The sequence below is a fragment of the Flavobacterium keumense genome, from assembly GCF_029866485.1.
GTDB classification, from domain to species: Bacteria; Bacteroidota; Bacteroidia; order Flavobacteriales; family Flavobacteriaceae; genus Flavobacterium; species Flavobacterium keumense.
This window is the reverse complement of the sequence record NZ_CP092332.1, coordinates 428,438-441,215: the sequence shown is the minus strand read 5'-3', so window position 1 is coordinate 441,215 and position 12,778 is coordinate 428,438. Positions and strand designations below refer to the sequence as shown.

Here is a 12,778-nt window from a genome sequence, read left to right as displayed (position 1 = left end):
GGAACGAAGCAATCTCCTCAAGTTTTAGTTAATACAAATCGTCTGTTCGTAAATTCAAGAAACGCTGTGTTGCAAAATACGTACTCAACCAAGTGATCAAAATTCCCAAGCCAAATACAGAGAGTAATACTAGTACAATCAATAATTGATCATCAAGAAGTCCTAGGTCAGGGAAATTGTTTTCAAGATAAATCAAAACACCAATTAGAGCCAAAATAGCTAATCCCGCCCCAATCATTCCTAATTTTATGCTTCGCATTAAGAAAGGTTTTCTGATAAAAGCCTTTGTGGCTCCTACCATTTGCATGGTTTTGATGATAAAACGATTGGAGTGAATCGATAAACGTAGCGAACTATTAATAAGTAAAACAGCTATAACGGTAAAAAATCCACTGATGATTAGAATCCACATACTGACTTTCTTGATGTTGTCATTGACTAAATTAACTAGTTGTTTATCATATACAATATCAGAAATCATAGGGTTTCTTCGCAATTGATTTTCTACTTTAGCAATACTGTCTTTGTAAACATAGTCGGCTTTTAAATGAATGTCAAATGAGTTTTGCAATGGGTTTTCGCCAAGGAAAGTCACAAAATCTTCCCCAATGATGTCGGTATGTTGTTTTGCAGCTGCTTCTTTTGAAACGTATTCAAATGTTTTTGCAAACGACGCTTTTTTTAATTCGGCATTAAAGGATTTTATAATAGTATCATTTGCTTCGTTTTTGAAAAACACTGTCATAGCAATGTTTTCTCTAAAATCATCTGCTAATTTTTTAGAGTTAATGATGAAAAGTCCCAGTATACCTAGTAAAAATAATACTAAAAATACACTTAAAACCACTGAAAAATAAGAAGAGATTAAACGGCGTTTTTGAAATTTATCGTAAGAAGAACTCATAGTTTATCAAAATTATGGGGTAAAAATAATAAAGAATTTCTTTATTTAAAGTTAATATCGTTCAAAGTTTTAACTTTCGTACAATAAACGTAAATTTGGCAGCTGAAATTGTAAAAGTTGTACCGACTTTTCCTTTTTTATTTAAAAATCAACCCATTTTCAGTCGAAGTAAGGACTGAGATAAATTTAGTTTACCATGAAATACAATCCGAACGAAATTGAAGCGAAATGGCAAAAGTATTGGGCAGAGAATCAAACTTTTGCAGCGCAAAATAATTCTGATAAACCCAAACATTATGTGTTAGATATGTTTCCGTATCCATCCGGAGCGGGCTTACATGTAGGGCATCCGTTAGGGTATATCGCTTCGGATGTGTATTCAAGATACAAAAGACACCAAGGATTTAATGTGTTGCACCCAATGGGGTATGACAGTTTTGGCTTGCCAGCAGAACAATATGCTATTCAAACAGGACAACGTCCAGAAGATACGACTTCGGTCAATATTGATGGTGGGGTTGACAAAGAAGGAAATCAAATTGCGGGATACAGAAAACAGCTAGATAAAATCGGGTTTTCATTTGATTGGAGTCGCGAAGTGCGAACTTCTAATCCTGATTATTACAAGCATACTCAATGGATTTTTATTCAATTATTTAATTCTTGGTACAATAAAAAAGCAGATAAAGCGGAAGATATTTCGACTTTAATAACTGTATTCGAAAAAGAGGGGAATGCAAATGTCAATGCAGTTTGTGATGATAACATTGCTCCTTTTTCAGCTGCAGAATGGAACGCCTTTTCATCAGAGGAACAACAAAAAATACTATTGCAATACCGTTTAACGTATTTGGCAGAAACCGAAGTGAATTGGTGTCCGGGATTAGGAACTGTTTTGGCGAATGACGAAATTGTAAATGGTGTTTCAGAGCGCGGTGGTTTTCCAGTGATTCGAAAAAAAATGACGCAATGGAGTATGCGAATTTCAGCTTATGCCGAGCGTTTATTACAAGGATTAGACACTATTGATTGGACCGAAAGTATTAAAGAAAGTCAACGCAACTGGATTGGAAAATCGGTTGGAGCCATGGTTTCATTCAACGTCATTGCGAGCGAAACGAAGCAATCTATTGAAGTATTCACCACCCGTCCTGATACTATTTTTGGAGTAACGTTCATGACTTTGGCCCCAGAGCATGAGTTGGTGGCACAAATTACGACTCCAGAACAAAAACAAGCAGTGGAGGAATATATTGAAAAAACAGCAAAACGTTCCGAGCGTGAGCGAATGGCCGATGTCAAAACCATTTCAGGTGTTTTTACAGGTGCGTTTGCCGAACATCCGTTTACAAAAGAACCGATTCCAGTTTGGATTGGCGATTATGTGTTGGCAGGATATGGAACTGGAGCAGTAATGGCGGTGCCTTGTGGAGACGAAAGAGATTATGCGTTTGCTAATTTCTTCAAAGGTCAAAACGGAATGCCAGCCATTAAAAATATTTTTAACAAAGACATTTCAGAAGCGGCTTATGGAGAAAAAGGAGGCTTTGAATTAGTAGATTCTGACTTTTTGAATGGCTTAGGATACAAAGAAGGTACGAAAAAAGTAATTGAAGCCTTAGAAAAAATTGGTGCAGGAAAAGCAAAAGTTAATTACCGTTTGCGTGATGCAGTTTTTTCTCGTCAACGGTATTGGGGAGAGCCATTTCCAGTATATTATGTAAATGGATTGCCTCAGATGATTGATAAAAAACATTTGCCAATCGTTTTACCAGAAGTTGAAAAGTATTTGCCAACCGAAGACGGACAACCGCCATTAGGAAACGCAACTACTTGGGCATGGGACGTTGAAAAGTCGGAAGTGGTGAGTTGTGAGTTGATAGACAATGTAAACATATTTCCATTAGAATTAAACACGATGCCAGGTTGGGCAGGAAGTTCGTGGTACTGGATGCGTTATATGGATGCACACAACGAAAACGAATTTGCCAGTCAAGATGCCTTGAAGTATTGGGAAAGTGTAGATTTGTACATTGGCGGAAGCGAACATGCCACAGGGCATTTATTATACTCACGTTTTTGGAACAAATTTTTAAAAGACAGAGGCTATGCTCCAACCGAAGAACCGTTCAAAAAACTGATTAATCAGGGAATGATTTTGGGGATGAGTGCGTTTGTGTATAGATGGGAATATGGAGTTAATGAAGGAGAAAATAGAAAAACGATTTTTATTTCTAAAAATATAATAGATATGTCAATTAAGGCGGAGTCCATGTTAATTAATGATGTCGAAAGTTTGAAAAAGATAATTGCGAATCAATTCATTATTTCAGATAGGACATCATGGTCTCATTTTACTCCAATCCATGTTGATTTATCTTGTATAAACGATGTTACCAATGAATTAGACATTGAAAAATTCAAATCATACCCATTATATTCAGATTATGCTAATGCAGAATTTATTTTAGAAAATGGAGAATTATACGATGCTAACTCCTCCCCTTCGGGGAGGTCGGGTGGGGCTTACATTGTAGGTCGCGAGATTGAAAAAATGTCAAAATCCAAATATAATGTCGTTACACCGGATTTAATTTGTGCGGAATATGGTGCCGATACCTTGCGTTTGTACGAGATGTTTTTAGGACCATTGGAACAAGCCAAGCCTTGGAATACCGCTGGAATTTCGGGAGTTTTTGGTTTCTTGAAAAAACTATGTCGCTTGTATTTTGACGATAACGGATTGATTGTTACAGACAACGAGCCTACAAAAGATAATTTGAAATCGTTACACAAGACGATTAAAAAAGTGGCCGAGGATATTGAGAGTTTTTCATTCAACACTTCGGTTTCTCAATTTATGATTTGTGTAAACGAATTGTCGACTCAAAATTGTCATGAAAGAGCGATTTTGGAGCCGTTGGCGATTTTAATATCACCTTATGCACCGCACATTGCTGAAGAATTGTGGTCTTTATTAGGACATTCGGATTCAATTGCAACAGTAGCTTTCCCTGAATTTGAACCGGCACATTTGGTTGAGAGTAGTAAAGAATATCCAGTTTCGTTCAACGGAAAAATGCGTTTTACGATTGAATTGCCTTTGGATTTAACCAAGGAACAAATCGAAGCAATTGTAATGAAAGATGAGCGTACCTTGCGTCAGTTGGATGGAAGAACGCCAAACAAAGTAATTATTGTACCTGGAAAAATTATCAATTTAGTAGGGTAGAAAATTATAGGATATAAATTAATCTGCGAATCTGTGGTTCGAAAATAACCGCAGATTCGCAGATTTTTAATTTCAAATAACCCCGATAGCGCGGATTTGCACACGAACGAAGTGAACTGACGAAGTAATCTGTGCCTACTAAAAATAATTTATTGAGAATTAAGAAAACAGTAACTTCGTGGTCACGAGTTGAACCAATGACCTTAAATTCATTTTAAATGTCATTTGTTGTTTTATATCAAACCGATAATATTCAATAAATCAATCAGTTGGTTTGATTTTAATCTATAGCGCTCCCATCATAAACCCACTGGAAACAGCGGGTTTTTTTGTTTCTGTTTTTTTGAAAGTTTTTTTATTATATTTGGTTAAGCGCAAAGTCAGGAGACTTTGCGTAGCGGGGGTAGAGAATTATAGGATATAAATTAATCTGCGAATCTGTGGTTCGAAAATAACCTCAGATTCGCAGATTTTTTATTTTCAAATAACCAAATCAACTCATAAACGCATAGCCTACAATTGTATTTGCCTATCTATTTGTTGGTCTAATGAAATGAATGTTTCTGTTCTGGAAACGCCTTCAATAGCTTGAATTTTGGTATTTAATAAGTGCATCAAGTGTTCGTTATCCAAACAGATGATTTTAATCAAAATAGACCAGTTTCCCGTGGTGTAATGGCATTCCAGCACTTCTGGAATTTTCTTTAAGTCGCGTACGGCTTCTGAATTTCGAGCGGCTTTGTCCAAATAGATTCCCACAAAAGCCATCGTATTGTATCCTAATACTTTGTGATTTACGGTAAACTTGGAACCCGAGATTACGCCAGATTGTTCTAGTTTTCGTAAGCGTTGGTGAATGGCAGCCCCTGAGATCCCAATTTTATTGGCAATTTGAAGAATGGGTTTTCGCGCATCTTCCATTAAATCGCGCAAAATTTCTTTGTCAATACCGTCTATCTCTACTTGAAGTGAATTGATTTTCATAGATTGTTAATTGTAACTAAAAAACAGATTTTAGTTTGAATTGGAAATCAAAAGTAGAAAAAAATAAAATGAATTTGATTGTTTTGTTCATTTTAACCTATAAAAAAACCATCCGAAAGGATGGTTTTGCGTATTGTGTAAGAAATCTTATTTTCCTTTATTGGCTTCGGCTACGTATTTTTCTAATGCCATTGTCATCGAAGGTGTTCCAGGAGTTGGCGCCATAATATCGATTCGTAGCCCATGCTCCAATGCTTCTTTTTGAGTAGTGCTCCCAAAAACAGCTATACGAGTATTGTTTTGTTTAAAGTCAGGAAAATTTTTGAATAATGATTTGATTCCTGTTGGGCTAAAAAACGCTAACACATCATAATAAACATCAGCTAAATCAGAAAGGTCACTCATTACGGTTTTATAAAACACAGCTGGAGTCCAGTCTACTTTCAAGTTGTTTAAGGTGACAGGAATGTCTGCATTTAATTGATCTGAAGCAGGCAATAAAAATTTCTCGTCTTTGTATTTTTTGATTAGTGGTGATAAATCAGCAAAATCTTTTGGGCCTACATAAATTTTACGTTTTCTATACACTACGTATTTTTGAAGATAGAAAGCTATAGCTTCTGACTGGCAAAAATATTTTAAGCCTTCAGGAACTTTATATCGCATTTCTTCGGCTACTCTAAAAAAGTGATCCACCGCATTTTTACTGGTTAAAATAATTGCGCTGTAATTATTTAAATCTATTTTTTGAAGTCTAATTTCTTTGGCACTAACCCCTTCTACATGAATAAAAGGTCTGAAATCAATTTTTACTTTATGTTTTTGTTGCAGCTCAAAGTAAGGAGAATTCTCTACTTTAGGCTCTGGTTGCGACACCAAAATTGTTTTCACTTTCATATCTAACTGTTTCTAAGCAATTCCTTTTGTAAACCAATAATACAGGAAATAGTAGGGCGCTATTTCAAGAGTGCAAAGATACAAAATAAAATAAAACAACTTGCTCAATATTAAATTTTGATAATTTTTTACCGAAATAAAATAGGTAACAAGGTTAGCTACTATTACGATTGCGATAATTAAAGTTGGAACTACTTTTGATATAGGGTCAAAATAGAAAAATAACATATTAATTGGGAGTAAAATAAGGGCAATATAGGTTCGGTACGTTACTTTTTGGTGGTTAAATTGCTCAACAAATTCTTCAATATGAAACGAAGTAGCAATTATTTTTTCTATTAAAACTTTTGTTAAGATAAAGAATAATAAGAAGTTAGTAATTTGAACATACTGCATCCAATCTGTTTTTTCTCCATGTCCATAAATGTGTAATGAAAGTTGGATAAAAAAAGCTAAAGAAACTACTTGGACAAAAAATAAGGCGATAGTAAAACCATTTTTAAGGTTGTTACTTTCTCGATACACTTTATTGTATTTGTCTGAAAAGAGTAGGTTGGCAAAATCAGCAAATCGATTTTCGAACACTGATTTTGTGATTGCAATTGTTGCAAAACAGAATAAAAATAAAAGAGTAGCCCAATCGGTATTCTCAGTAATGCGGGGATGAAGTATGTATTCAGTCATAGTGATGACAAAATTACTAATTTTTTATTTTCATTCTTTTTATTAGGACTCAAATGGCATAAAAAGTTTACTTTTGCGTTGAAATTACTCGAAAATATGAATGATTGCATTGTTATAATCCCTACCTATAACGAAATTGAGAATGTGGAGAGCATTATTAGAGCAGTGCTTTCGCAGCACAAGCCATTTCATGTTCTTATTATTGATGATAATTCGCCAGATCATACTGCAGATAAAGTAATGGCGCTTCAGGCAGAATTCCCTGGGCGATTATTCTTGGAACAACGAAATAAAAAATCAGGTTTAGGTACGGCTTATGTTCATGGATTCAAATGGGCAATGCAACATCATTATGATTTTATTTTTGAGATGGATGCTGATTTTTCTCACAATCCACATGATTTAGAAAAATTGTATCAAGCATGTCACTTTGGGGATGCGGATCTAGCAGTAGGTTCTCGATATGTTACAGGAGTCAATGTGGTCAACTGGCCTTTGAGTAGGGTGTTGTTGTCGTATTTTGCTTCGGTTTATGTACGCTTAATCACTGGAATGAAAATTCATGATGCAACAGCAGGATTTGTTTGTTACAAAAGACAGGTTTTAGAGAGTATCAATTTAGATCAAATCAAATTTGTGGGTTATGCATTTCAAATAGAGATGAAATACCGTACTTTTTGTAAAAATTTTAAAATAACCGAGGTACCTATCATTTTTACTGATAGGACCAAAGGGCAATCCAAAATGAGTAATTCCATTATCGTAGAAGCGGTTTTTGGGGTTATTGCACTTCGATTAAAAAGATTAGTCAATACATTATAAGAGAAAGTAGAATGAATAGGGTTTTAATTAAGAATGCCAAAATAGTAAATGAAGGGGTAATTTTTGAGGGCGATGTTTTAATTGAGGATGACTTAATTGTAGAGATCGCAGAAACAATTAGTCCTAAATCAGCAGAGTGTAAAATTGTGGATGCCGAAGGAAATTATTTAATTCCGGGGGCTATTGATGATCAAGTACATTTTAGAGAGCCAGGACTTACGCACAAAGGTGATATCGAATCTGAATCAAGAGCTGCTGTAGCAGGAGGAATTACTTCTTTTATAGAACAACCCAATACGGTTCCGAATGCCGTTACTCAAGAAATTTTAGAAGAAAAATACGAGATTGCTTCCCGAAAATCATTTGCGAATTATTCGTTTATGATGGGAGCTACGAATGATAATTTGGAAGAAGTTCTAAAAACTAATCCCAAAAATGTAGCAGGTATCAAGATATTTTTAGGCTCCTCTACCGGGAATATGTTAGTGGATAACGAAGCTACATTAGAACGTATTTTTTCAAGTACTCCTATGTTGATTGCGGTGCATTGTGAAGATGAAACAACGATTAAGAATAATTTAGTTCAATACAAAGAGCAATATGGTGAGGATATTCCGGTTACTGCCCATCATTTAATACGAAGCACAGAAGCATGTTACCTTTCGTCTTCTAAAGCAATTGCTTTGGCAAAAAAGACTGGAGCGCGTTTGCATGTATTTCATTTGTCAACGGCTAAAGAAATGGATTTGTTTACCAATAAAATTCCATTGGAAGACAAAAAAATCACAGCCGAAGTTTGCGTACATCATCTATGGTTTACTAATGAAGATTATGCAACTAAAGGGAATTTTATCAAATGGAATCCAGCCGTGAAAACGGCAGAAGATAGAGACGCATTATGGAAGGCACTATTAGATGATAGAATCGATGTAATTGCTACTGATCATGCGCCTCATACTTTGGAAGAAAAACAACAATTGTATTTGAATGCGCCTTCTGGAGGCCCCTTAGTACAACACGCTGTGGTCGCTTTGTTTGAGGCATATCATCAAGGTAAAATAAGCATTGAGAAGATAGTAGAGAAAATGTGTCATAATCCAGCAAAAATTTTCAAAATTGAAAAACGCGGATTCATCAAAGAAGGCTATTATGCGGATTTGGTTATTGTCAATGCGGGATTACCTTGGGGTGTAAAAAAAGAAAATATTTTGTCTAAATGCGGTTGGTCACCATTTGAAGGCTATACTTTTAAATCAAGAATTACGCATACTTTTGTAAATGGACAGTTAGTATATAATGCTTTTAAAGTAAAAGACATTCGTGCAGGAAAACGATTGTTATTTAATAGATAATTTAGGATGAAAAAGGTAGTGCCATTTTTAGCGATTTTGACCTTTTTAGGGTGTAAAGAGGATGTTGTCAAACAACCAAAGCATCTTATTGAGAAATCAAAGATGGTGAACATTATGTATGATTTAGCTTTACTAGAAGCAATCAAGTATCAAAATCCTGCAGTGCTGGATTCTAATCAAATCCATCCCAAACAGTTTATTTATAAGAAATATGGGGTAGATAGTTTGCAATTAGCACAGAATAATGTGTACTACGCTTCCGATTATAAGAATTATAAAATTATGTACGAAGAAGTGGTAAAAAGAATTGAGAAAGATAAAAATAGAGCAAAGGCTTTAATCAAAATAGAAGCAAAAAAGAAAAAGTTCAACGAGAAAAAAATGAAAAGTTAGTTACAAAAACAGTAAAGAAGCTTATTCTAACGAATCCAATAAAAAAGCAGCACTTGGTGCTGCTTTTTTATTGGATTGAGTTCTTTTATTCTTTTTTTCGTCCAAAACGTTCAAAGACACTAATATAAGTGTTGAATGTTTTTTTGGATTGATTATAAAATACGGTGTCGCCACTTTCCTTCATAATATCAAGTAACCCTCTGTAGCGTTCAATATCAGTGATTATTTCTGAAGCAATATCTATTTGCTCAGAAGCAGATAATTGGCCGTAATAATCAAGATTTTCGGTGTATTTTTTACTTAATTGCACAAGTAGTTGTCTTGCCTTAGTTTTTTCACCCACTTCGTAATATCCTTTGGCAAAGGGATCAACTAAAGAATAATAATCAAATTTATCAACTGGCATTTTAGTCATAGCAAGATCAATCACTTTTTTTGCCTTGTCTTTTTTACCATCCTTGATGAGTTGCTCCATTAGTCGAGATAAATTCATGCGGTAAGTAATACTATTTCTTCGGGTTTCAGGGTCGTGGTATATTGTATTACTTTCACTGTTACCCCAATCCCATTGCATTACTTTGTTGTACATAATTTCGGAGTCAATTTGTCCCATATCAATTTGGCTAGCATCTTTGTCTAAAGGTGTTCTAACAGGAACTAGTTTATAAACCATTCCTTCCAATTGAAGGTATTCTTTCATCCAAAGGTAGTCGTCACTATCAAAAGCACCTCCGCTAAAATAGATGGGTCTTTTCCAATTATTATTAGCAACAAGATCCAACATCATTAGTCGGTTTTTGTAAATAGCACTTCCCTTGATGTCGATGTCAATAGCCGAAACAATAGAATCGTTATACTGTGGACTCACCACTTTATTCTTAATAATGGTGTTTTTGTCAATAGGAATTCTGATTTTATTTGTTGGATAAAAATGAATGATTTGTCCATTTTGCATCTCTACTGTTGATTTTGGATTTTTGATAAAGGCAATAAAGTCTTTCACATCCCATCTAGTCTCAATTTTTGGGATATGTGCTACATAATCCAATTTGTCACCCACATATTCATTATGATTGAATGAAATAGGAAGAGGATTAGACTCATAGCTTTTCATTTTCATTTGGTCAATATACCAATCGGTCATAAAAAGACTTGTGTTGACAATTTTTACATCGGTACGGTATTTTTCTATTTCTTGAGCATACCAGAGAGGGAAGGTGTCATTATCTCCAATAGTAAATAAAATAGCGTTTTTATCGCATGAATTTAGATACGCTTTAGCCATAGCTACTGCAGTGTATCGGTCTGAACGATCATGGTCATCCCAGTTTTGCGCAGCCATAAGTACTGGAGCTGCTAGCAAACTTCCTATAATAAAAACAGGTCCTGCAACTCTTGGGGTTAAGTAGTTTCTAGCACTTTCATAGAGAGAATATACACCAAATCCAATCCAAATTGCAAATACATAGAAAGATCCAACTAGTGCATAATCTCGTTCACGAGGCTCAAAAGGTCTTTCGTTCAAGTAAATTTTTAAGGCAATTCCTGTAAATAGAAATAAAGAAAGCAATACATAAAAACTTTTTCGATCTTTGCTTGCGTGGTACATTAAACCAATCAATCCTAAAATAAAAGGTAAGAAGAAATATACATTGCGACCTTTGTTATTTAAAACATCTGAAGGTAAATTGTCTTGAGAACCCAAGTGTAAACTATCCATAAACGGAATGCCACTAATCCAGTTTCCGTTTAAATTGTCGTATCGTCCTTGAATGTCATTTTGACGACCTACAAAATTCCACATCAAATACCTCCAGTACATGTACCCAAATTGGTATTCAAACATGAAGCTAAAATTGTCTGCTGTAGTTGGTTTTTCAATGATTAAATAGTCGCCGTAATTTCGTAAGAAAGCTACATACCCATCATTGTCAATTTGTTTTTGCGCATAGGCTTGTCTGAATTCAGTAACCACTTTCTCAATCTCCCCTTTGAGTTGTGCAATCGCCTTATTGTATTCTTCTTCGGTTAGTTTATTAGCATCGATTCCATATTTGGCTAAATCTTCTTCAAAAGGGTAGTCGTAATTAATTTTGAATTCTGGTGGATGGGTAAAGTTGATATAGTTTTCAATATGCTCAGTGCTCCACAATCGAGGCAAAATAGTTTTTTGATTATCATCGCTATTTTGTTCAGCATTTTTAAAATTATTTGTGATATCGTATTTGCCAGTGGTATAGTTTCGCTCATAGTTAGGCGCTTTGTCTAAATAAGGTCTTTCTTTATCTAATCCGCTAAATGTTTCTGTATATTGTGGACCATAGAAAAGCGGATTTACACCATATTGTTCTCTATTATAATAAGCAAGAACTTCGGCAGCATCCGATGGTTTATTTTCGTTAATTACAGTATTAGCATTGGCACGAATAGGCAACATCATCCAAGTAGAGAATCCTATTAAAATGAACAATGTACAAAGTATAATTGTGTTATAAAAAACTAATCCTTTCTGTTTGGTATAACGCAATCCAAAATAGAAAAACGCAATTAATAAAAGGGTTACGAAAATGGTTCCTGAGTTGAAAGGCAGTCCCATTTCGTTGACCATGAAAATCTCTGTTTTACCAAAAAACGCCATGGTTAAAGGCAATAGCATTTTAAAGATAAACAACAATATAGAAACAACTACAATGTTAGCTATAATGAAATTTTTAACGGTAACCGTTTTGTAATTTTTGAAAAAATATAAAAATCCAATCGCAGGTATGGTCAATAAAGCCATAAAGTGAACTCCAAAAGAAAGTCCAATCACCAGCGAAATAATTAATAACCATCTGTCTCCTCTTGGGGTATTCATTTCTTGTTCCCAACGCAAGCCTAACCAAAGCAGCAAGGCAATTAGCAAAGAAGCCATAGCATATACTTCGGCCTCCACAGCATTGAACCAAAAACTATCTGAAAAAGTATAAGCTAAAGCACCTACGAATGAACTTCCAAGAATAACAATTGAGTTGTCTTTGTTGATTTCATTATACGAGCCGATGATTTTTTTCAAAATCATACTAGAAGACCAAAATAAGAATAGAATGGTAAATGCACTCGAAACGACCGAGGTCATATTAACCATCAAGGCAATATGTTCTTTGTCAATAGCAAACATGGCAAAGAATGCCCCAATCATTTGAAATAAAGGTGCTCCAGGTGGGTGGCCTACTTCTAATTTTGCGGCAGTAGCAATATATTCTCCACAATCCCAGAAACTCATCGTTGGTTCAACGGTAAGGGTGTAGGTTATTAATGCTATCGCAAACGCAAACCAACCTAAAATAGTATTCCATTTATTAAAATTGAAATCGGCCTTATTCATCTTTAAAACAGGGTTTTTTATTTATCATGCAAAGAAACTATTTTTTTGTGGAATCAAGGGAGCATTAACAAAAAATTCTATTATTGATAATAGAGTAGTAATGAATTGGTTTTTAATAGGTTCCCGATAGATATGACCTAAAC

Annotated in this window: 9 protein-coding genes; 4 read left to right on the top strand and 5 right to left on the bottom strand. The window is 34.8% G+C overall.

Translation table 11 applies throughout. The features are described 5' to 3' along the window. Positions 1-28: 28 nt before the first annotated feature. Positions 29-904, bottom strand: coding sequence for a cell division protein FtsX (locus MG292_RS01925; RefSeq protein ID WP_264534379.1), 876 nt, complete (start codon positions 902-904; stop codon positions 29-31). Positions 905-1,100: 196 nt separating this feature from the next. Between MG292_RS01925 and MG292_RS01920 the strand changes: the two genes are divergently transcribed. Continuing rightward, a complete protein-coding gene (locus MG292_RS01920; RefSeq protein WP_264534380.1) occupies positions 1,101-4,136 on the top strand; it encodes a leucine--tRNA ligase in 3,036 nt (1,011 codons plus the stop codon). A gap of 513 nt (positions 4,137-4,649) precedes the next feature. On the opposite strand, the gene MG292_RS01915 is transcribed toward MG292_RS01920, so the two are convergent. From MG292_RS01915 to MG292_RS01905, 3 genes are all read right to left on the bottom strand, one after another. Further along, entirely contained in the window at positions 4,650-5,120 is a 471-nt protein-coding gene (locus tag MG292_RS01915) for an Lrp/AsnC family transcriptional regulator (RefSeq protein WP_264534381.1), read from the bottom strand. Between the two features lie 147 nt (positions 5,121-5,267). After that, the gene (locus MG292_RS01910; RefSeq protein WP_264534382.1) at positions 5,268-6,017 is read right to left on the bottom strand and encodes a uroporphyrinogen-III synthase; all 750 of its coding nucleotides are present in this window, start codon (positions 6,015-6,017) and stop codon (positions 5,268-5,270) included. Between the two features lie 12 nt (positions 6,018-6,029). Next, positions 6,030-6,701 carry a DUF4271 domain-containing protein gene (locus MG292_RS01905; protein WP_264534383.1) on the bottom strand — a complete coding sequence of 224 codons (672 nt, stop codon included), beginning with the start codon at positions 6,699-6,701 and terminating at the stop codon, positions 6,030-6,032. Positions 6,702-6,797: 96 nt separating this feature from the next. On the opposite strand from MG292_RS01905, the gene MG292_RS01900 reads away from it, so the two are divergent. From MG292_RS01900 to MG292_RS01890, 3 genes are read left to right on the top strand one after another with little or no spacing between them, the layout of a single operon-like run. Next, on the top strand, positions 6,798-7,523 hold the full coding sequence (locus MG292_RS01900) for a polyprenol monophosphomannose synthase (RefSeq protein ID WP_264534574.1): 726 nt from the start codon (positions 6,798-6,800) through the stop codon (positions 7,521-7,523). Positions 7,524-7,534: 11 nt separating this feature from the next. After that, entirely contained in the window at positions 7,535-8,875 is a 1,341-nt protein-coding gene (locus MG292_RS01895; RefSeq protein WP_264534384.1) for a dihydroorotase, read from the top strand. A 6-nt stretch (positions 8,876-8,881) separates the two neighbouring features. Beyond that, positions 8,882-9,268: a DUF4296 domain-containing protein gene (locus MG292_RS01890; RefSeq protein WP_264534385.1), complete on the top strand. Its 387-nt coding sequence runs from the start codon at positions 8,882-8,884 to the stop codon at positions 9,266-9,268. Positions 9,269-9,353: 85 nt separating this feature from the next. Here MG292_RS01890 and MG292_RS01885 read toward each other — a convergent pair whose 3' ends face one another. Continuing rightward, the gene (locus MG292_RS01885) at positions 9,354-12,635 is read right to left on the bottom strand and encodes a glycosyltransferase family 117 protein (protein ID WP_264534386.1); all 3,282 of its coding nucleotides are present in this window, start codon (positions 12,633-12,635) and stop codon (positions 9,354-9,356) included. Positions 12,636-12,778: the final 143 nt, after the last annotated feature.

Bases quoted from the DNA above. Each gene is read 5' to 3' on its own strand.
- MG292_RS01925 (WP_264534379.1), bottom strand. From the start codon at position 904: ATGAGTTCTTCTTACGATAAATTTCAAAAACGCCGTTTAATCTCTTCT.
- MG292_RS01920 (WP_264534380.1), top strand. From the start codon at position 1,101: ATGAAATACAATCCGAACGAAATTGAAGCGAAATGGCAAAAGTATTGG.
- MG292_RS01915 (WP_264534381.1), bottom strand. From the start codon at position 5,120: ATGAAAATCAATTCACTTCAAGTAGAGATAGACGGTATTGACAAAGAA.
- MG292_RS01910 (WP_264534382.1), bottom strand. From the start codon at position 6,017: ATGAAAGTGAAAACAATTTTGGTGTCGCAACCAGAGCCTAAAGTAGAG.
- MG292_RS01905 (WP_264534383.1), bottom strand. From the start codon at position 6,701: ATGACTGAATACATACTTCATCCCCGCATTACTGAGAATACCGATTGG.
- MG292_RS01900 (WP_264534574.1), top strand. From the start codon at position 6,798: ATGAATGATTGCATTGTTATAATCCCTACCTATAACGAAATTGAGAAT.
- MG292_RS01895 (WP_264534384.1), top strand. From the start codon at position 7,535: ATGAATAGGGTTTTAATTAAGAATGCCAAAATAGTAAATGAAGGGGTA.
- MG292_RS01890 (WP_264534385.1), top strand. From the start codon at position 8,882: ATGAAAAAGGTAGTGCCATTTTTAGCGATTTTGACCTTTTTAGGGTGT.
- MG292_RS01885 (WP_264534386.1), bottom strand. From the start codon at position 12,635: ATGAATAAGGCCGATTTCAATTTTAATAAATGGAATACTATTTTAGGT.